The 19,947-nt window shown below is 58.7% G+C and carries 21 protein-coding genes; 11 read left to right on the top strand and 10 right to left on the bottom strand.

The window, feature by feature from the left end:
• Positions 1-4: 4 nt before the first annotated feature.
• The 3 genes from ACTYEO_RS12490 to ACTYEO_RS12480 form a co-directional block, all read right to left on the bottom strand.
• Positions 5-841, bottom strand: a complete 837-nt coding sequence (locus tag ACTYEO_RS12490) for a 4-(cytidine 5'-diphospho)-2-C-methyl-D-erythritol kinase (protein WP_449324078.1) — start codon at positions 839-841, stop codon at positions 5-7.
• Positions 838-2,517 carry a tetratricopeptide repeat protein gene (locus ACTYEO_RS12485; RefSeq protein ID WP_449324077.1) on the bottom strand — a complete coding sequence of 560 codons (1,680 nt, stop codon included), beginning with the start codon at positions 2,515-2,517 and terminating at the stop codon, positions 838-840. The genes ACTYEO_RS12490 and ACTYEO_RS12485 overlap by 4 nt, the downstream gene beginning before the upstream one ends.
• A gap of 108 nt (positions 2,518-2,625) precedes the next feature.
• Positions 2,626-4,278: an electron transfer flavoprotein-ubiquinone oxidoreductase gene (locus ACTYEO_RS12480; protein ID WP_449324076.1), complete on the bottom strand. Its 1,653-nt coding sequence runs from the start codon at positions 4,276-4,278 to the stop codon at positions 2,626-2,628.
• 209 nt (positions 4,279-4,487) lie between these two features.
• On the opposite strand from ACTYEO_RS12480, the gene ACTYEO_RS12475 reads away from it, so the two are divergent.
• The 3 genes from ACTYEO_RS12475 (at position 4,488) to ACTYEO_RS12465 (ending at position 8,838) form a co-directional block, all read left to right on the top strand.
• The gene (locus tag ACTYEO_RS12475; protein ID WP_449324075.1) at positions 4,488-4,805 is read left to right on the top strand and encodes a DUF2834 domain-containing protein; all 318 of its coding nucleotides are present in this window, start codon (positions 4,488-4,490) and stop codon (positions 4,803-4,805) included.
• Between the two features lie 93 nt (positions 4,806-4,898).
• Positions 4,899-6,164, top strand: coding sequence for a diaminopimelate decarboxylase (gene lysA / locus ACTYEO_RS12470; protein ID WP_449324074.1), 1,266 nt, complete (start codon positions 4,899-4,901; stop codon positions 6,162-6,164).
• A 40-nt stretch (positions 6,165-6,204) separates the two neighbouring features.
• Positions 6,205-8,838, top strand: a complete 2,634-nt coding sequence (locus ACTYEO_RS12465; RefSeq protein ID WP_449324073.1) for a TIGR02302 family protein — start codon at positions 6,205-6,207, stop codon at positions 8,836-8,838.
• Positions 8,839-8,850: 12 nt separating this feature from the next.
• Here ACTYEO_RS12465 and ACTYEO_RS12460 read toward each other — a convergent pair whose 3' ends face one another.
• The gene (locus ACTYEO_RS12460) at positions 8,851-9,612 is read right to left on the bottom strand and encodes a zinc-ribbon domain-containing protein (protein WP_449324072.1); all 762 of its coding nucleotides are present in this window, start codon (positions 9,610-9,612) and stop codon (positions 8,851-8,853) included.
• A gap of 171 nt (positions 9,613-9,783) precedes the next feature.
• Here ACTYEO_RS12460 and ACTYEO_RS12455 point away from each other — a divergent pair, with 171 nt between their 5' ends.
• Genes ACTYEO_RS12455 through ACTYEO_RS12440 form a run of 4 tightly spaced genes read left to right on the top strand, consistent with a single transcriptional unit; the run spans position 9,784 to position 12,684 of the window.
• Positions 9,784-10,461, top strand: a complete 678-nt coding sequence (locus ACTYEO_RS12455) for a cell division ATP-binding protein FtsE (protein ID WP_449324150.1) — start codon at positions 9,784-9,786, stop codon at positions 10,459-10,461.
• Positions 10,458-11,360: a cell division protein FtsX gene (locus tag ACTYEO_RS12450; RefSeq protein WP_449324071.1), complete on the top strand. Its 903-nt coding sequence runs from the start codon at positions 10,458-10,460 to the stop codon at positions 11,358-11,360. The genes ACTYEO_RS12455 and ACTYEO_RS12450 overlap by 4 nt, the downstream gene beginning before the upstream one ends.
• Positions 11,357-12,082, top strand: a complete 726-nt coding sequence (locus ACTYEO_RS12445; protein WP_449324070.1) for a lysophospholipid acyltransferase family protein — start codon at positions 11,357-11,359, stop codon at positions 12,080-12,082. Before ACTYEO_RS12450 ends, ACTYEO_RS12445 begins: the two co-directional genes overlap by 4 nt.
• Positions 12,082-12,684: a pyridoxamine 5'-phosphate oxidase family protein gene (locus ACTYEO_RS12440; RefSeq protein ID WP_449324069.1), complete on the top strand. Its 603-nt coding sequence runs from the start codon at positions 12,082-12,084 to the stop codon at positions 12,682-12,684. The genes ACTYEO_RS12445 and ACTYEO_RS12440 overlap by 1 nt, the downstream gene beginning before the upstream one ends.
• Before the next feature lie 4 nt (positions 12,685-12,688).
• On the opposite strand, the gene ACTYEO_RS12435 is transcribed toward ACTYEO_RS12440, so the two are convergent.
• The 3 genes from ACTYEO_RS12435 to ACTYEO_RS12425 all read right to left on the bottom strand — a co-directional run bounded on the left by ACTYEO_RS12435 (position 12,689) and on the right by ACTYEO_RS12425 (position 15,957).
• Positions 12,689-13,648 (bottom strand): acetyl-CoA carboxylase carboxyltransferase subunit alpha, encoded by a 960-nt coding sequence (locus tag ACTYEO_RS12435; protein WP_449324068.1) that lies wholly within the window; start codon positions 13,646-13,648, stop codon positions 12,689-12,691.
• A 74-nt stretch (positions 13,649-13,722) separates the two neighbouring features.
• Positions 13,723-14,682, bottom strand: coding sequence for an L-malyl-CoA/beta-methylmalyl-CoA lyase (locus ACTYEO_RS12430; protein ID WP_449324067.1), 960 nt, complete (start codon positions 14,680-14,682; stop codon positions 13,723-13,725).
• Between the two features lie 105 nt (positions 14,683-14,787).
• Complete coding sequence (locus ACTYEO_RS12425; RefSeq protein WP_449324066.1) at positions 14,788-15,957, bottom strand: MalY/PatB family protein; 1,170 nt, start codon at positions 15,955-15,957, stop codon at positions 14,788-14,790.
• Positions 15,958-16,139: 182 nt separating this feature from the next.
• Between ACTYEO_RS12425 and def (ACTYEO_RS12420) the strand changes: the two genes are divergently transcribed.
• Genes def (ACTYEO_RS12420) through ACTYEO_RS12405 form a run of 4 tightly spaced genes read left to right on the top strand, consistent with a single transcriptional unit; the run spans position 16,140 to position 18,360 of the window.
• Positions 16,140-16,664, top strand: a complete 525-nt coding sequence (gene def, locus ACTYEO_RS12420; protein WP_449324065.1) for a peptide deformylase — start codon at positions 16,140-16,142, stop codon at positions 16,662-16,664.
• A 19-nt stretch (positions 16,665-16,683) separates the two neighbouring features.
• Complete coding sequence (gene def, locus ACTYEO_RS12415; protein WP_449324064.1) at positions 16,684-17,181, top strand: peptide deformylase; 498 nt, start codon at positions 16,684-16,686, stop codon at positions 17,179-17,181.
• A gap of 4 nt (positions 17,182-17,185) precedes the next feature.
• Positions 17,186-18,097, top strand: coding sequence for a methionyl-tRNA formyltransferase (fmt, locus tag ACTYEO_RS12410; RefSeq protein ID WP_449324063.1), 912 nt, complete (start codon positions 17,186-17,188; stop codon positions 18,095-18,097).
• Positions 18,097-18,360, top strand: coding sequence for a hypothetical protein (locus tag ACTYEO_RS12405; protein WP_449324062.1), 264 nt, complete (start codon positions 18,097-18,099; stop codon positions 18,358-18,360). Before fmt ends, ACTYEO_RS12405 begins: the two co-directional genes overlap by 1 nt.
• A gap of 2 nt (positions 18,361-18,362) precedes the next feature.
• Here the strand turns inward: ACTYEO_RS12405 and ACTYEO_RS12400 are convergent, their stop codons facing one another.
• From ACTYEO_RS12400 to ACTYEO_RS12390, 3 genes are read right to left on the bottom strand one after another with little or no spacing between them, the layout of a single operon-like run.
• Positions 18,363-18,989 (bottom strand): trimeric intracellular cation channel family protein, encoded by a 627-nt coding sequence (locus tag ACTYEO_RS12400; protein ID WP_449324061.1) that lies wholly within the window; start codon positions 18,987-18,989, stop codon positions 18,363-18,365.
• Positions 18,986-19,438 carry a ribonuclease HI gene (gene rnhA, locus ACTYEO_RS12395; protein ID WP_449324060.1) on the bottom strand — a complete coding sequence of 151 codons (453 nt, stop codon included), beginning with the start codon at positions 19,436-19,438 and terminating at the stop codon, positions 18,986-18,988. The genes ACTYEO_RS12400 and rnhA overlap by 4 nt, the downstream gene beginning before the upstream one ends.
• Positions 19,431-19,937: a DUF3429 domain-containing protein gene (locus ACTYEO_RS12390; protein WP_449324059.1), complete on the bottom strand. Its 507-nt coding sequence runs from the start codon at positions 19,935-19,937 to the stop codon at positions 19,431-19,433. Before ACTYEO_RS12390 ends, rnhA begins: the two co-directional genes overlap by 8 nt.
• Positions 19,938-19,947: the final 10 nt, after the last annotated feature.

Genomic DNA, 19,947 nt, shown 5'->3' with positions numbered 1-19,947 from the left:
GCAATCAGGCCTCTAGCAAACCCGCTGCCTGCACCCACCAATTCGGATGATCTGCTGAAAGCCGCGCCGCTGCCTGCGCGGCAGAGGAAGCCTGCTCGAACACTCCGAAACAGGTCGCGCCCGAGCCGCTCATCCGCGCCAAGGCGCAATCGGGCTCTGCTTCCAGCGCATCAATCACATCCGAGATTTCAGGGGCGATACCACGCGCGGGCGCTTCCAGATCATTGCGTTGCTGCGCGAGCCAATGAATGAAACTGCCGAAATCCTGCCAAACGGGGGGGCTCATTGGCGGATTTTGCAGCTCGGATAACGCGCCGAAGACTTGGCCTGTCGGAACGCTCACCCCAGGGTTGACCATAACGACCGACATCTGTGGCAGGCGCGGCACCTCAGCCAAGTCCTCGCCAATGCCGCGCATGCGGGCAGGTCTGGCCGCCATACAGACGGGCAGATCGGCACCAAGCGCCAGAATGGCTTCATCATGCGGAAGCTCGCTACCCCATAGCTCGGCCAAACCCGTCAGAGCGGCCGCGGCATCCGAGGACCCGCCCCCGATACCCGCTGCATGTGGCAGGTGTTTCGTCAGCGAAATAGCCGCCCCTTTCGCAGCGCCAAACAGGGCCGCCGCGCGGAGCACAAGGTTGCGGTCATCCATCGGCACGCCATCAGCCAAGGGGCCATCAACCTGCAATGTCAGTCCATCCGCGCCTTCAAAGGCAAGCTGGTCACCAAAATCGGCAAACACCACCAAGGAATCGAGATCATGATATCCGTTCGCGCGCCGATCCGTGACATGCAGCGCGAGGTTCAGCTTGGCAGGGGCAAGGCGCGTGATCGTCACTGCGTGTCGGATTCCTGTTCGAGAACTCGGTCGAGGCCAATCTCGAGCTTCAACCTGACGCGTTCGGCCTCTTCTTCGGTCGGCTCAAAAGAAAGGGCGCGTTCCCATTGGAAGCGCGCTTCGCGAAAGCGCCCGACTTTCCAATAGACATCCCCCAGATGGTCATTAACGATCGAGTCATTGGGCAGAAGCTCAACCGCACGTTCCATCGGGGCAACGGCTTCTTCATAGCGGCCAAGCCGATAGAGCACCCAACCCAGTGAATCCACGATGTAGCCCGAGCGCGGCTCCGCCGCGACGGCGCGTTCGATCATGCCGAGGGCCTCATCAAGATTGCGGCGCTGCTCAACCAGAGAATAGCCCAGATAATTCAGCACTTGCGGCTGGTCGGCATTCAACTCCAATGCATAGCGGAAATCAGCCTCGGCTTGATCCCAGAGGTCCAGCCTCTCGCGGCAAATTCCGCGGGCATAGAACAAGACCCAATAGCGCGGGTCCTCCACATTGATCTGCTCAATCGCGGCCGTATAGGCAGCCTCGGCCCCTTCAAACCGCTCCATGCGGCGCAGCGTATCGGCAAGGCTGGATTGCACGGTCGAGAGCGTCGGATAGGCGCGCGCCAAGGCTGTCAGGACCTCGGCGGCGGTATCCTCACGCCCCAATTCAAAAAGGGCTGAGCCGCGACCAAGTTCCGCCTCGACATGGCGGGGGTGATCCAAAGGGATGGCGCTGAATGTTTCAATCGCCAGTTCATATTGGCCATCTTGGGTCAATAACTCCGCCGAAAGCAGGACCGAGTCGATATGCTCAGGGTCAATCGCGAAACCCGCACGGGTATAGACCAGCGGCAAGGCCGTGCCCGTTTCCGAACCAAGCCCGATTGCAAGGCTGTAAAACACCTCGGCGATGCCCTGTTGGGGCGTCACGATAAAATCATAGCTGCGGGTCGGGTCTTCAAGGATTTCATCGCGCAACGCGCTCAGAACGGGGTCTGAGACAACGCTCAGGCTGGCATCGAGCAATTCCAAAGCATCAACCGCGCGGTCCAATTGAACCAAGGTCTGCGCATGGGCCTGAATACCGCGTGAGGTGGCTTGGATCGGGCCAAATTCCTCACCCGAGAGGATCGCATTCGCCCCTTCGAAATCACCCACCGAGGCCCGCGCCAAGGCAAGGTGATACCAAGCCAAGCCTGCAAACCCCTCCTCGGTTGCCAGCTCAAGGAAAGCATCCGTCGCGCGGGACATATTGCCCTCGGCCAGATGCAGCCAGCCTGTGCTCAACTCATCAACCAAAGGCCCCGCACCGCGCTGTTCCTCGGCGGCCAAAAGGGCCTCCGACATATCACCTCGACGGATGCGATCGACCTGCACCACAAGATTGACCAGATCGGGAATGGAACTGGCATCGGTGACGTCGCGCGCGATCTCGAGGGCGCGCTCCCATTGGCCCATGGCGGCATTGGCCAGAATCGCATTGCCCACAAGCTGCGGATCAAGGGCGTCGGAGCCGATAACATCGTCAAAGAAGCTGGCCGCGGCTTGGTGATCCCCCTCAAGCACGGCTTGGCGCGCAGCCAGATAGGCACCTGCGGAACTATTCTGTGCGAAGGCCGCTGGGGCCAAAGGCAGGGTTAAAACCGCAACAAGCGCAAATACCGAAATCGAGCGACGCATAGGGCTCTCCATAGACTATATCCAAACAGTAAGGACCAAGCCTTGATAAGACAATGCGCGGGCACGCCACAGGGCGGCCCGCGTAGGTCAACTTACCGACATAATAGGTCACATATTCGGATAATTCGGCCCGTCACCGCCCTGTGGCACACACCAGTTGATGTTTTGCGAGGGATCTTTGATGTCACAGGTTTTGCAATGCACGCAGTTCTGGAAATTGATCACAAAGCGCGGATCCTTGCCATCTTCAGTCACCACCTCATAGACGCCTGCAGGGCAATAGCGCTGCGCAGGTTCTGCATATTCTGGCAAATTCACCGAAATCGGCACGGCTGTATCTTTCAGTTTCAGATGCGCAGGCTGGCTTTCCTCGTGGTTAGTCATTGAAAAGCTGACATTGGTCAGACGATCAAATGACAAAACACCATCGGGTTTCGGGTAATCAATCGGCTTGAATTTACTGGCTTTGCCCGTTGCCGCCGCATCGGTTTTCCCGTGACGCATGGTGCCGAAAGGATTGAACTTGAGAAGGGTCGCCGCCCACATATCAAGGCCCCCGAAGCTCAAACCGCCAAGCAGCCCGTATTTCGACCAGAGCGGTTTGACATTGCGCACCGCTTTCAAATCCTTGCCGATCGGTCCGTCTTGCAGCTCGGTATCATAGATCGCCAACTCATCCCCCGAACGGCCCGCTTTGATCGCGTCAAACGCCGCTTCCGCCGCCGCCTTGCCCGAAAGCATCGCGTTATGGTTGCCCTTGATGCGCGGCACGTTGACCAGCCCGACGCTACAGCCCAAAAGCGCCACACCCGGTGCAACCGCCTTGGGCATGGATTGGAACCCGCCCTCCGAGATCGCGCGCGCACCATAAGCCACGCGTTTGCCGCCTTTGAGCAGCTCGGCCACCATCGGATGATGCTTGAAGCGCTGGAATTCCATATAAGGGTAGAGATGCGGGTTCTCATAGTTCAGGTGAACCACGAAACCGACATAGACCTGATTGTTATCAAGGTGATAAATGAAGCTGCCGCCACCCGCATTGGAATTCAGCGGCCAACCCATCGTATGCATCACAAGACCTTCGCGATGCTTTTCTGGGTCGATCTCCCAAATCTCTTTCATGCCAAGGCCGAATTTCTGCGGCTCCTTGCCTTCAGAAAGGTCGAATTTCGCCATCACTTCCTTGCTGAGCGAGCCACGCACGCCTTCACCAAGGAAGACGTATTTACCATGCAACTCCATCCCGGGTTCATAGGCGTCAGACGGGGTGCCATCGGGGTTGAGGCCAAACTCACCCGCAACAACGCCTTTGACCGAGCCGTCTTCGCCATAGACCAGTTCGGAACAGGCCATGCCTGGAAAAATTTCGACCCCAAGCTCCTCGGCCTGTTCGGCCATCCAGCGGCAGACATTGCCCATTGAGACGATGTAATTTCCGTGATTGCTCATCAAAGGGGGCATCGCGGCATTGGGGATGCGGATGCCACCTCCCTCACCCAACATATAGAAGCGGTCATCACGGACAGGCACATTGATCGGTGCGCCTTTTTCCTTCCAGTCAGGCATCAACGCATCCAGCCCCGATGGGTCCAGCACCGCGCCCGAGAGGATATGCGCGCCCACTTCCGAACCCTTTTCCAGAACAACGACATTCAGCTCGGCATCAAGCTGCTTGAGACGGATCGCCGCTGACAGGCCAGCAGGGCCCGCACCAACGATAACAACGTCATATTCCATGGATTCGCGTTCAATCTCGGCCATTCGGCATGTCCTCTTCGGCAGGTATTTAGCATTCTCCGCTGAACAGCAGAGAACCGTTACGAGAGGGGTAGCGCGGCGAGCCGTGGTGGGTCAATTGTTACGCGAACATATCTTGTCGCATAACGTCGCGGCGCTTTACAGATATTGCGCGATCTGGCCTTGGCTTCGGGCCGCGCTACGTGGGCTATCAACAAACTCCGGAGGTTTTTATGACACCCATTCGCATGCTCTATCTGGCGCTAGCCATCGCAGGCTCGATCTGGCCGATGTATTATTTCGTCAGCTGGTTCAATGAAAACAGCTGGTCGATCATGGCGATGGTTGATGCATGGCATGCCAATGACGCAACATCGGGTCTGGTTTGGGATTTGACGATTGCCGCCTTTACTCTGACCATCTGGGTGATTGTCGAGGCGATCTCGCGGCGCGATTGGCTCTCTCTTCTGGCGATCCCCGCAACCTATTGCATCGGTGTCAGCTGCGGCTTGCCGCTCTATCTCTTCTTGCGGAGCCGCGAAGCCGCCTAACACATCACAGGCACGCGCGACTTCGCCGAGCGCCCTTTGAAAAGCCCGCGAAGGGTGCTACCTGCCCCTTGCGCAATTTTCAGGACGGTCGAGATGGATCATTTCCTTTACAAAAACGGTATCCTCCATGCCGAGGACGTGGCTTTGCCCGATATCGCGGCTGAGGTTGGTACGCCGTTCTATGTCTATTCCACCGCCACCCTGACGCGGCACTACACCTTGTTCAAAGACGCCCTTGAGGGGATCGAGAACCTTGTATGTTTCGCGATGAAATCCAATTCCAACCAAGCGGTTATTGCGCATCTGGCCAAGCTTGGCGCTGGAATGGATGTGGTATCGGGCGGCGAATATGCGCGCGCCCGCTCCGCTGGTGTTCCGGGTGAGCGGATTGTGTTTTCGGGCGTGGGCAAAACCCGCGAGGAAATGCGCATGGCCCTTGAGGGGGGTATTCGCCAGTTCAATGTCGAATCCGAGCCCGAGATGGTGGTGCTTTCCGAGGTTGCGGCCTCCATGGGTATGCGCGCGCCGATCACAGTACGGGTCAATCCTGATGTCGATGCCAAGACCCATGAGAAAATCTCGACAGGGAAATACGACGATAAATTCGGTATCCCAATTTCGCGCGCCCGCGATGTCTATGCCTTTGCCGCCAGCCTGCCCGGTCTCGAGGTGATCGGGATTGATGTGCATATCGGCAGTCAATTGACCGAGCTGGAGCCTTTTGAGCTGGCCTATAACAAGGTCGCCGAGCTGACCCGCCAATTGCGGGAGGATGGCCATACGATCCGCCGCCTCGATCTGGGTGGCGGGCTTGGCATTCCTTATGAGCGCTCCAATTCGGCCCCGCCCCTGCCCACAGAATACGGCGCGCTGATCAAGCGCTGTGTGGGGGATTTGGATGTCGAGGTGGAGATCGAGCCCGGGCGTTTGATTTCGGGGAATGCGGGGCTTCTTGTCTCTCAGGTGATCTATGTGAAAAACGGCGAGAACCGCGATTTCCTGATCCTTGATGCCGCAATGAATGATCTGATCCGCCCTGCAATGTATAATGCATGGCATGATATCGTTCCGGTGGTTGAGGCGGCTGCGGGCAGCGAACAACTGCCCTATGATATTGTCGGCCCTGTCTGTGAAAGCGGCGATACCTTTGCCAAGCAACGCAATATGGCGCCGCTTGCTTCGGGTGATCTTGTGGCCTTCCGTTCGGCTGGGGCTTACGGCGCGGTGATGTCGAGCGAGTATAACACGCGCCCTCTTATCCCCGAGGTTATGGTGCAGGGCGATCAATTTGCAGTCATCCGCCCAAGACCAACCTTTGACGAAATCATCAATCGAGATATCATTCCTAAGTGGCTATAACGCCCTTGGACCGCGCATGGCGCATTGACCGAAAGGCTCGATGATCGATCGAGACCCCACCCACAGGGCGCTTTCGCGTCTGATCTGGCCCCTCCGCCTGACCCGTTTCGGCCTTTTTGCCGAGCGCGTGACGCGGGGCTTTTGGCCTGTCTGGTCGATTCTTTTTGTGGCCTTCGCCGCTTTTGCCTTTGGCGCGCCCGAGGCGTTGCCGCTTGAACTGCTATGGGCAGGTTTGGCGCTTTTGGCAGGCGGGCTGGTCTGGTCAATCTGGCGGGGCCTCTCCCAATTCCAAATGCCAACCCATGCCGAGGCACTGGACAGGCTTGATCGCACAATGGCGGGGCGGCCCATTACGGCCCTGATCGATGCGCCCGCAATCGGCGGCGACGATCCTGCCACGCGCTCGGTCTGGGAGGCGCATCTGGCGCGCATGGCCGAAAAGGTCCGCGAGGCACGTGCGCCTGCGCCCGATCTGAAAATTTCGGATCGTGACCCTTATGGGTTGCGCTTTGTCGCGGCCACAGCCTTTGCCATGGCCCTTTTATTCGGTGTGGCAGGCCGCGTGCAGGATATGGATGATATGCTCGTCACCCCTGGCCAAGCGGTGGCAAGCGGGCCGTCTTGGGAGGGTTGGATCGAGCCGCCGCTCTATACGGGCCTGCCCTCGCTCTATCTCAATGACATCACCCGCGAGAGTTTCGAGGCGCCCTTGGGCTCGCGCGTATCGATCAGGCTTTATGGCGAAGTCGGCAGCCTGAGCCTGCGCCAAAGCGTGTCAGACGCCACAAGCGATGCCGCGCCCGATGCGCCATCGCAAGACTTCACCCTTGATCAATCAGGCGAGATCGCCATCGACGGGCCGAATGGGCGCGCGTGGCAAATCTCCATCCTCGCGGATCAACCGCCCGCGATTGTTATGGTGGGTGAGTTGGAAGGCATCCCGCCGGGACAAATGGGGCTGACCTTTACCGCCACGGATGATTTCGGCATCGCAACCGCGCGCGTCGAGATCGCGCTGGACCCTGCGAACGCCGATCGCCGTCATGGTCTGGCGATTGATCCCGAACCGCGCGAGGCGCTGGTTCTTGATCTGCCTCTGCCTTTCAACGGATCACGTGCCGAATTCACCGAAATCCTTGTTGAAGACCTGTCCGAGCATCCTTTTGCCAATCTGCCGGTCACCATAACGCTCAGCGCAACCGATGATGCGGGCCAAATGGGGCAAAGCAGCGAAGCAATCGCCCGCCTGCCGGGGCGGCGCTTTTTTGACCCTGTTGCCAATGCCCTGATCGAGCAGCGCCGTGACCTGCTTTGGTCGCGCGAAAATGCAGGGCGGACAGCGCAAATCCTGCGTGCAGTTACGCATCGGCCCGAGGGTGCTTTTGATGATGAAGGGGCCTATTTGATGGTCCGCTCCGCGATCAGACGCCTTGAAAGCGGGGTCGATAGCATTTCGGGAACGCTGCGCGATGAGGTGGCTGAACTGCTGTGGAATGCGGCGATCGAGCTGGAGGAAGGCGACCTTTCCGATGCTCTGGAGCGTTTGCGCCGCGCCCAAGACCGCCTGTCCGAGGCCATGCGCCAAGGGGCAAGCGACGAAGAAATCGCTCAATTGATGGATGAGCTGCGCGAGGCGATGGATGATTACATGCGCCAATTGGCGCAGAATGCCGAGCCCCAAGACACCGATGAGCGCGACCAGAGCGGCGAGACCATGGAGATGTCGATGAATGACATCGACGAAATGCTCCGCCGGATTGAGGAATTGATGCAGCAGGGCCGCATGGCCGAGGCGCAGGAAATGCTCGATGCCCTGCGCCAGATGATGGAGAATATGCAGATCACCCAAGGCGAAGGCGGCGAAGGCCCGCAATCTCCGGGGCAAGAAGCGATGGAAGGCTTGCAAGACACCCTGCGCGGGCAGCAGGGCCTGTCGGATGAAAGCTTTCAGGACCTACAGGACCAATTCAATCCGGGCCGCCCCGGACAGCAGGGCCAGCAAAGCCAACAGGGCCAGCAGCAAGGGCAACAACCCGGTCAGCAAGGGGGCCAACCACAGGGCCAAGGCCAACAGGGAGAGCCGCAGCAAGGCCAAAATGGGCAGGGCCAAGGCAGCCAGCCAAGCCCGCTGGATGGTGACAATCAGGGCGAGGGTGCAGGCGGCGAGAATGATGGCCGCAGCCTTGCCGAGCGTCAGCGCGATCTTCGGCGTCAATTGCAAGAACAGGCCCAAAACCTTCCCGGCACCAACAGCGAGGAAGGTCGCGAGGCGCAAGACATGCTGGACCAAGCAGGCCGCGCCATGGATGAGGCAGCCGAGGCCCTTGAACGCGGTGATCTGGCCGATGCGCTCGACAATCAATCCGAGGCGATGGAAGCCCTTCGCGAAGGGATGGGGCAATTGGGCGAGGCCTTGGCGCAGGATCAATCAGGCGAAGAGCCCGGCCAAGGTCAGGCCCAAGGCGATATGGCCCCCAGCCAGCCGATGCAGGACCCGCTCGGGCGCGCGGCAGGCAATGCGGGCTCACTCGGGACCGAGGAAGATTTCGAGCGCCGCGAAGAAGCCTTCCGCCGTGCACGCGACTTGATGGATGAATTGCGGCGGAGATCTGCCGAACAAGAGCGGCCAGATGTCGAACTTGAATATCTCAGACGCCTGCTGGACCGTTTCTAGAGGCAGCGCCCCTTAGGATGTGGCGGATGCAACCAATGTCTGCACGGTGTCATCCAGCCAGATGCGCAAATTATCCACCTGCTCGACAAAGACGCTCAGGCTTGGAGCAAGGGCGGGCACCAACTCAGACAGATCAGCTGCAAAAATATAGGTCAGCACCGCAGCGGCTGCGATCAGAACCACAAGACCAAAGCCAAGCCGCCCCCCGCGCCTGCGCGATGGGAACATCTCTTCTGCCTGAAAATCAGCGGCCGAGATATCCTCGCCTGCGCGCGCATTGGTCGAGCTTAGGGTCGAATTGATTTCTTCGATATCTGGGAACAGCTCACGTCGCGGGCGCGCACTGCCCTCAAAGCCCGAATTGGCCAAACCGTCATCATCCTCTTCGCCATAGATATCCTCGGCGTTTTCAGACAATTCGCGGCGCAGGCTCTGGGTTGTGCTTTGCACAGGATCGAGCGGCATTTCTTCTTGCGTTTCCACAACCGCGGCGGCTTCCTCGCGGCGCAGACGTTCCTCACGATCAGCTTCTTGGCGCAGGAGATCACGCACGGCGGGGTCAACTTCGCGGCGCGGAACGCGTTGTGGAACAACCTCTTCAGCGGCCTCGGCTTCCTGAGGCGCGTCGGAAGTTTCAGGCGCATCTGCTACAACCCGCGCGGGTTGAAACCACGTGGTTGAACATGTCGAGCACTGAACATCCCGTCCTTCAGACGGGATCAACGCGTCATCGACTTCGTATCTTGCTCCGCAATTGGGACAAGTAAGCCGCATAGGCCCCCGTTTCTGCAACCCGCCACCTGACGTGACAGCACTGCCTCTAAACCTCTAGTCGCGTAATTCTTAACAACCTGCGCTAATGTTTCCAAGCATTTGCGTAGCGCGATTGCAACCCGAGCGCGCCTGTTGCATCACTGACGCCAAATTGACATGCGAGGCCACAAGTTGATCGAGCTGGAAGAAGCAGCCTACGGATATGGTGCCGACCCCCTTTTATCAGGGCTCAGTCTGCGCCTTGCGAAAGGGTCTTTTCATTTTCTGACCGGACCGTCAGGCGCGGGCAAAACCACCTTGCTGAAACTCTGCTATGCCGAGTTATTGCCGATCGCGGGCTCCGTCACCTTGTTTGGCCAAGATGCAAAACAGATGAGCCGCGATGATATCGCGGGTGCACGTCAACGCATTGGGGTTGTGCATCAGGATTGCCAATTTCTGGATCATTTGCCCCTGTCCGAGAACATCTTGCTGCCCCTTGCCGTATCAGGCCGTGCCCATTTGCAGGATGGAAACAGCCTGAATGAGCTTATTAATTGGGTTGGTTTGGGCAGCCGCGCGCATGCCTTGCCGCCCGAATTATCGGGTGGTGAGCGCCAACGCGCCGCCCTAGCCCGCGCAGTCATCACCGACCCCGACTTCATCATCGCGGATGAGCCGACAGGCAATGTGGATTGGGAAATGTCGATGCGGCTCCTGCATCTGCTGGTCGAGTTGAACAAGCTTGGCAAAACCATTCTTGTGGCCACCCATGATCTGCAATTGATCAGGGCGGCTAAGAAACAGGTCGGTGCAAGGGTTCTGCGCATTTCCAATGGGCGGCTGCAATTGGCGGGGGCGGATTTATGAGCATCCTGTCCCAAGCCACTGGCCTGCTCAGCAGTGACAAAAGCTCGGACCGTGTCGTGCCGCCCACTGGCTATTCCGCACGGCTGACCATTTTCACAGCCGCCGCAATGGCTTTTCTCGCGGTGTTTGCACTGGCGATGTCTTTGGCCGCGGGTCGCTTGGCCGATCGCTGGTCGGATGCTCTAGCGCGGGCCTCGACCATTCGTATCTCGGCCCCAGCGGCTGAGATTGATGCGCAAACATGGGCCGTGCTGACCGTTTTGGAACAAACTCCCGGTGTGGATTCGGCCCGCGCCCTCACCGATGAAGAACAACGCGATCTATTGGAACCTTGGTTCGGCCCTGACCTACCTGTTGAAAGCCTGCCCATCCCACGCTTGGTCGAGGTGATCGAGACGGCTGAGGGCTATGACGGCGAAGGCCTGCGCCAAAGGCTGGCCGCCGAAGCGCCAGGCGCGGTGCTGGATGATCACACGCGCTGGCGCCGCCCCTTGGTTGAGGCCGCCGCACGGCTTCGCCTGCTTGGATGGGTCTCGCTAGCACTGATCACGGCATCAACAGCGGCCATGATCACCTTGGCCGCGGGCTCCAGTCTGGCAGCAAATGAACAAGTGATCCGCGTTCTGCGCCTTGTGGGCGCAAGGGATCGCTATATTGCAGGCGCTTTTGTGCGCCGCTTCACCTTGCGCGCTTTGATTGGTGCGGCCGTCGGCACTGTTTTTGGCATGATTGCCGTGGCGCTGATGCCAAGCGCTGCCGAAGAAGGGGCCTTTCTAACGGGGCTCGGGTTCGCGGGCGGGCAATGGCTGCTGCCACTGACCGTTCCCGTCCTTGCGGCCATCGTCGCCTTTTTCGCCACCCGTGCCGCGGCGGATAGAACCTTGCGAGGGATGCAATGATCCAGCTACTCCGTTCTCTGGCCTTTATCGCCGTGATGTATGCCACGATGCTGGTTTTCGCGATTGCTTATGCGCCTTGGGCGATCTTCAATGCCAATGGGGCCTTTGCGGCCTGTATCTCCTATTCCAAATGGGTGCGCTGGCTGGCGTCATGGATGGTTGGCCTCAAATCCGAGATCCGCGGTACAATCCCCGAAGGCGAAGTACTGATCGCCTCAAAACATCAGAGCTTTTTCGATATCATCATGATCGTCTCGGTCGTGAAACGCCCGCGCTTCATCATGAAAGCCTCGTTGCGATTTGCACCCCTGCTTGGGTGGTATTCCAGCCGCATGCGGTGCGTGCGGGTTGATCGCGGCAAGCGCGCCAAGGCTGTTGTCCAGATGGTGGAAGGGGTGAACCGCGTGGCAGATGATCCGGGCCAATTGATCATCTATCCGCAAGGCACTCGCGTGGCCCCCGGCGCTGACAAACCCTATAAAATCGGCACGGCAATCCTGTATTCGAAAACGGGCCAAAGCTGCGTGCCCGCCGCCACCAATGTGGGTGTTTTCTGGCCACGCCACGGATTGTTGCGCAAACCTGGTCTGGCGGTGGTCGAGTTTCTTGATCCGATCGAACCTGGCTTGGAGACAGACGCCTTCATGGCAAAGCTTGAAGAAACGGTAGAAACAGCATCGGATGCCTTGATGGCCGAGGCCGGATTCAAAAAGGACAGGTGATGGAATTCATTGAAGATATCGCAAGCCTTGAGGCCATTTATGACAAGCCCGTGCCCAATTCCCTCAAGAAGGTCGCCACTGTTATCACCCCGCTTTATCACCGCTGGATCAATACCTCGCGGTTTTGCGTTGTCACCACGGTAGGCCCTGAGGGGTCTGATGGAAGTCCGCGCGGGGATGACGGGCCAGTGGTACGCATCCACGACAACAAAACACTGCTGATGCCCGATTGGCGCGGCAATAACCGGATCGATTCCTTGCGCAATATCGTGCGCGATGGCCGTATCAGTTTGATGTTCATGGTCGCGGGTTCAAATAATGTGGTCAGGGTCAATGGCATGGCCAAGCTTTCGGCTGATCCAAGCGTGACGGAAAGCTTTGAGCAGAATGGCAAGCACCCGAAATCGGTGATCGTGATCACCGTGAACGAGCTTTATTTCCAATGCGCCAAGGCAGTAATGCGATCACGCCTTTGGGACGGGGACGCCGCCAGCGATGATCTGCCAACTGCGGGTGATTTCATTAAGGAAATGGTCGAGGATTTCGATGGCGAGAGCTATGATCTCACCTATGCCGACTATGCTGCGGGACGGATGTGGTGACCGCTTATGCGGCCAACCCTTTTGATCCCATATCGAGGTATTTCTTGCGGCGCGATGCGACTAGGGCCGCGCTGTCATCGGCGTTGATATCCGCCAGAAGCGCCGCAATCGCCGAGCCAACGGATTTGATCGCTTCACTCCGATCACGCTGTGCACCGCCAAGCGGTTCCTTGATGATATGGTCGCAAATTCCAAGCTTTTGCAGATCCTGCGCGGTCAGGCGAAGGGCTTCCGCCGCTTCGCGCATTTTCTCGGCATCTTTCCACAAGATCGAGGCACAGCCCTCAGGGCTGATCACGGAATAGATCGAATGCTCGAGCATGGCGAGCTTATCCGAGGTCGCGAATGCAACCGCACCGCCAGACCCGCCTTCACCAATGATGATGCTGATCACAGGCACGCCAATCTGGAGGCATTTCTCGGTCGAGCGCGCAATCGCCTCGGACTGGCCGCGTTCCTCCGCGCCCTTGCCGGGATAGGCACCGGGTGTATCGACCAGAGAGATCACGGGCAGGCCAAAACGATCGGCCAGATCCATCAGACGTACCGCCTTGCGGTAGCCTTCGGGGCGTGCCATGCCGAAATTCCGCTCGATCCGCGTTTTGGTGTCATGGCCTTTTTCATGGCCGATCACGACGACAGGCTGGTCGTTGAACCGCGCAAGTCCCCCCATGACAGCATGGTCATCTGCAAAGTTACGATCCCCCGCCAGAGGGGTATATTCAGTGAAAAGCGCCTCGATATAGTCGCGGCAATGAGGGCGATCAGGATGGCGCGCAACTTGGCATTTCCGCCATGGTGTCAGTGACTTATAAAGTTCGCGGAGCATATCCGCGGCTTTCTTGTCGAGCGCTTTTGCTTCGCTTTCGACATCCATCTCTTCATTGTGGCGCGCGAGCGTCCGCAATTCCTCGGCCTTACCTTCAATTTCAGCAAGGGGTTTTTCGAAGTCGAGATAGTTCATGTCACATCCTTACGCCGGCCTTGGGCTTATATGGCCTTGGAGCGCGCAGGATGCAACACAACCTGTAAGCGGCGTTAGCCGCCCGCGATCATCTCGGATTGTTTGACGATGACTTCGGCCTGTTTGATCGACGCGATATCGACCAGCCGTCCCTTATAGACAGTGGCCCCCGAACCACTGGCCTTGGCCTCTTCCATCGCGGCAAGGATTTCGCGCGCCTCGGCCACGGCCTCCTCTGAGGGGGTGAAGACTTCGTTGGCCAATGCGATCTGCTTGGGGTGGATCGCCCATTTCCCGACCATGCCAAGCGTTGCCGAACGGCGCGCTTGCGCGCGGTAGCCTTCATCATCCGAGAAATCCCCGAATGGGCCATCCACGGGCAAAACGCCATGGGTGCGGCAAGCCGCAACAATCGCTGTCTGCGCCCAATGCCACGGATCGCTGTAATGGCGCTGCTCGCCCTGCAGCATATAGTAATTATCCTGCGTGCCACCGATCCCCGTTGTCTGCATCCCCATGCTGGCCGCAAAATCAGCCGCACCAAGGCTCATGGCCTGCAAGCGCGGGCTGGAGGCGGCGATTTCCTCGACATGGGCGATGCCAGCGGCACTTTCGATGATCACCTCGAAGGAAACAGGCTTGCTGCGGCCCTTGGCAGTTTCAATCGCCGTGACCAAAGCATCCACCGCATAAACATCCGCCGCGCATCCCACTTTGGGAATCATAATCTGGTCCAGCCTGTCGCAGGCTTGCTCCAGCAGATCGACCACATCGCGGTACCAATAGGGCGTATCCAGCCCGTTGATCCGCACGCTGAGCGTCTTGCTACCCCAATCCACCTCGCCAATCGCCTTGATGATATTGGCGCGCGCCTGCGCTTTATCATCGGGGGCAACCGAATCCTCCAGATCAAGATTGATCACATCGGCCGCCGAAGCCGCCATTTTCTCGAACAATTTTGTGTTCGATCCGGGGCCAAAAAGCTGGCAACGGTTCGGGCGGGCAACAGGCTGGGGCTGGAGGCGGAAGCTCATGAGGGAATCCTCTACGCAAGGAAGTTTCGTTAATCACTCCGTTGCGGATATGATATTGCGCCGCGGCATGCAAGTGCTGCGATGCGGCGCAATTCATTTGATCGGTTATTGAAGGTCCGCAAAGGCCTTTTGCATCCGCGCAACCGCATCTTCGATCACAGCGCGCGGCGCGGCGATATTGAAGCGCAGGAAGTTATCCCCGCCTTTGCCGAAGGTTGGTCCGTGATTGGCCGCGATCTTGGCACCTTGCTCGACACGGTTGGTAAACTCATCACGCGACATGCCTGTGCCCGAGAAATCCACCCATGCCAGATAGGTCGACTGCAAAGGCATCGACTGCAAGCCTGGAATGGCATTGATGCCTTCATCAAAGATGCGGGCATTCTCGGCCAGATAGGCGCGCAGTTCATCCACCCAAGCCGCCCCCTCGGGGCTATAGGCGGCGGTCGCCATGAACAGGCCAAAGGAATTGGGCGACAGGCCCAAAGCCATCATGCGTGCGCCGAATTTCTTGCGCAGCCCTTCATCGGGGATGATCACATTGCCTGAATGGCTGCCCGCGATATTGAAGGTCTTGGTGGTGGCCGTCATCATAACCAGACGGTCCGCAATCCCCTCGATCAGGGCCATAGGGATATGCGTTTGGCCCGGCATCAGCAGATCATGATGGATCTCATCCGAGACAATCACGAGGTCATGACGTTTGGCAAAATCAGCCACCGCCTCCAATTCAGCGCGGCTCCAGACACGGCCGCTCGGATTGTGCGGCGAGCAGAAGACCAGCATAGTCTCATGCCCCTTCATCTGCGCATCCCATGCCTCGATATCGAGCGCATAGGCCCCGTCGACCAGCGCCATTTCACATTCGACCAGATCGCGGTTTGAGGCACGGATCACCTTGGCAAAGGCGTGATAGACAGGCGTGAACAAAACCACGCCATCGCCTTCCTTGGTAAAGGCATCAAGGCACATGGATGTTCCGTTCACCAAACCATGGGTCGTGAAAATCCACTCAGGCTCGATCTCCCAGCCATGGCGTTCCTTCATCCACCACCCGATGGCGGCGCGATATTTGGAATCATCACCGAAATAGCCGTAAATGCCATGATCCAGCATGTTTTGCAGTGCATCCTGCACCACTTGTGGGGGACGAAAATCCATATCGGCGACCCACATTGCGATGCCTTCCTCAGGGCTGACGCCATAAAGGCCCTCCATCCCGTCCCATTTCACGCAATGCGTACCGCGCCGATCAATGATGTCATCAAAGCTCATTCTTCTATCCTTATGCCCCAAATCTGTGGCGTGGGATCACGGCTAAAGGCGCGCTTTGCGCCACCGCAATCTCCGATCACCTGTTCTGCGCCACTTTTTCGTGATCATGGCGGCTGCGCAAGATGGTGATCGTTTGTCCCATGCCGTTGCGCGTTCGATCCTAATCGCCTATCTCAGCGCCCATGAAACATCCGATCCTGATCCATCCTGATCCCCGCCTGAAGAAACTGGCCGATCCCGTCGCTGACATGTCAGACGAATTGCGGGTGCTTGCGGATGATATGCTCGAGACGATGTATCTTGCCCCCGGCATTGGTTTGGCCGCGCCCCAGATCGGTATTTCAACACGTTTGATCGTACTGGATTGCGAAAAGGAGGAAGGCGCGCCCCCACGCCCAATGGCCATGTTCAACCCCGAAATCATCGCCTCCTCGGATGAGAAGAACGTCTATGAGGAAGGCTGCTTGTCCATTCCCGATGTCTATGCAGATGTCGAGCGCCCCAAAGAGATCACCGTCTCGTGGCTCGATAGGGATGGGAACCTCAAGAAAGACAGCTTTGACGGGCTATGGGCCACCTGCGTACAGCACGAAATTGATCACCTGAACGGCGTTTTGTTCATTGATTACCTCAAACCGCTCAAGCGTCAGATGATCACGCGCAAAATGCAAAAATTTAAACGCGAGCGGGCGCGCGAGTCCGAGTGAACGTCTCGGGAGGCGGCCAATGACGCAACGACCCTTCGTAATATTCCCGGACAAGCGGCTCTCCAGTAAGGCAGAGCCTGTTGGCGAGATCACAGATGATATCCGCGCCATCTGGACGGACATGATCGAAACCATGGATGCCATGCCCGGCGTTGGTCTGGCTGCCCCGCAGATCGGCGTGATGCTGCGGCTGGCCGTGGTTGATGCCAGCAATGAACGCGGCAAATCGATCCGCATGGCCAACCCTGAAATCCTCCATGCCAGCGTCGAATTACACGAGCATGAGGAAGCCAGCCCAAACCTGCCTGGTGTCTCCGCGAAACTTATGCGGCCCCGCGCCGTGACTGTCGGCTATACCGATGAGACGGGCGCGCGGGTTGAAAAGGATTTGGTCGGGCTTTGGGCCACCAGTGTGCAGCACCAGATCGATCATTTGGAAGGCAAGCTCTATATCGACAATCTGTCCAAGCTTAAGCGCGATATGCTGATCAAGCGCGCGCGAAAATTGGGGGGTTAGGCCGATGCGTGTGGTGTTTATGGGCTCGCCTGATTTTTCGGTTCCGGTGCTGGATGCGCTGGTTGCATCAGGCCATGAGATTGCCTGCGTCTATTGCCAACCGCCCCGCCCCGCAGGACGCGGCAAGAAAGATCGGCCCACACCCGTGCAAGCCCGCGCCGAAGAGCTTGGCCTGCCTGTGCGCCACCCCGTCAGCCTCAAGGGTGCCGAAGAACAGGCAGAGTTTGCAGCCTTGAATGCCGATATCGCTGTGGTCGTCGCCTATGGGCTGATCCTGCCACAGGCGGTTCTGGATGCGCCTGCGAAAGGCTGCCTCAACATCCACGCCTCGCTTCTGCCCCGTTGGCGCGGCGCGGCCCCCATCCATCGGGCGATCATGGCGGGCGATGCCGAAACGGGCGTATGCATTATGCAGATGGAGGCAGGGCTGGATACTGGCCCCGTCTTGCTGGAGCGCCGCGTTGCGATTGGCGCTGAGGAAACCACAGGCGAGCTGCATGACAGGCTGTCTGCGCTTGGGGCGCAGGCCATCACCGAGGCGCTAGAGCAGATCGATACCCTTTCTGCCCAAACCCAGCCCGATGAGGGCGTGACCTATGCCGCCAAGATCGACAAAGCCGAAGCCCGCATTGATTGGAGCCGTGACGCCAGTGATATCGACCGCCAGATCAGGGGGCTTTCGCCCTTTCCAGGCGCTTGGAGCATGATCAATGGGCGGCGGGTTAAACTGCTGCGCAGCCGCACTAACCTAGGCTCAGGCGTGGCGGGCAGTGTCTCGTCGGGCTTGACGGTTGCCTGCGGCACAGGCTCAGTGGAGATCACACAGGTGCAACCTGAAGGCAAAGGCCGCATGTCCAGCGAGGATTTCTTGCGCGGGACGCCTTTGCCCAAGGGTTCAATTTTAGGGGAAGAGTGATGGGGTTCTTCGCGTTTTTCGGGTCGCTCATGATTGGCGGCTTTATTGGCTTTTTTTTCGAGCGTTGGGGGATCACCCATAACGGGGTCATCCCCTCCGTTCTGATTGCGCTTGGCGCTGTCATCGTCGTCTTTATGGCGCGGGTGATGTTCCATCTGTCCTTCGGCTCTCCGGGCATAGATGCCATCATCGGGGCCTCGGCGGCACTTGTCCTTATCCCCACTGAATGGGCATCGCGCCGGCGCAACCAACGGCGGAAATAGCCCTATTTGGTGCGCGGTGGATGGGGCTTGTAGACGGGAAGGCTCCAGCCGAAGGCCAGTGAGCCCGCGCGCAAGGCAAATGTCGCAATGATACAGGCAAGGATCGGGGCCAAAGCATGGTCGGTCACTGCCGCGGCGATCAAGGCCGCACCCGCGCCCGCGGCGGCGGCCGTCACGTAAAGCTCACCCTGTTTGAGGACCAAGGGCACCTCATTGCAAACGACATCGCGCATCAAGCCGCCGAAGGTGCCCGTGACCACCCCCATCACCAAGACGATAGCTGCCGATTGTTCCATCTCGCGCGCGACACTGACCCCAGCGGCAACCGCCACAGACAAGGCCGCCGCATCAAGCCAGCGGATCACGGCATAACGGCTTTCCAGAAGATGCGCGCCAAAGAAAACAACAACCGCTGCAGCGCAAGCCAGACCCAAAGGCACGGGATCGGCCAGCCAGAACACAGGATCGCGGTCCAACAATAAATCCCGCAAGGTGCCGCCGCCGACCGCCGTGAGGCAGGCGATGAAGAAAAACCCGATCAGATCAAGCTGCGCACGCGACGCAACAAGCGCGCCTGTCAGCGCGAAGACCAGAACCGAGGCATAATCAAGGGCGAGTGTGGCCGTCATGGCTTGAACGGCTTCATGCCTTCGCGCGCCAATTCATCGGCGCGCTCGTTCTCGGGGTGGCCCGCATGGCCCTTGACCCATTCCCACGTCACATCATGGCGCGATGCCGCCTCATCCAAGCGGCGCCATAGGTCTTCGTTTTTGACAGGTTTGCGCGTGGAGGTGCGCCAGTTATTCTTCTTCCAACTGAACAACCACGAGGTGATGCCGCCCTTCACATAGGCGCTATCGGTCACCACCGTCAGCTTTGACGGGCGCTCAAGGGCTTCCAGCGCATGGATCGCAGCCAAAAGCTCCATCCGGTTATTGGTTGTGTCGGCCTCGCCACCTTTGAGGGCGCGTTCCTTCACAACGGCCTCGCCCTCCTTTGCTTGCAAGAGCGCGCCCCAGCCACCCGGCCCCGGATTCCCGGAGCAAGCCCCATCGGTATAGGCATATAGCTTAGGCATAGAGCACTCCAAACCCGAGGCAGGCCACAACAATCGCGGTGAGCAAGAGGCGCAGCTTCAGCCACCAAACAGGCGCAAGGCCTTGGCTTTGGCACCAGAAATCAACCGCCAAAAGGCCGATAAAGGCCAAGATCAGCGCCATCAACCCCGCCTGCGGATTGGAGAAGGCAAAGAAGAATACAAAAAGCGCGGGCAGCACAGACAGGACCAGCCCGATTGTCATCATCTGCCCTTCAGCCTTGGCGGCGAACCCCCAGATCACGCCTGCCATAAAGCAAAGGATCGTGATCCCGTAGATCTGCAGAATATAGACGCCCTCGAAATTATTGGCCCAGATGCGACCAATGCTGGAAAGCTCGGGCCAGATCAGCGTGGCCACACCGTAAAGAAACGGCAGCAGGCCTGCGAGGCCAAGGGCAAGGGCGGAAAATGGAATGCGCGTCATGGCGCGCTTCTGGCCGATGCGGGCCTCTTGGGCAAGGGCTTGTCGGTGGCGCATATGGGCAAAG

The sequence above is a fragment of the Rhodophyticola sp. SM2404 genome, from assembly GCF_053570515.1.
Note: the sequence above shows the minus strand (reverse complement) of the source record. Positions and strands in the feature narration are given on the sequence as shown.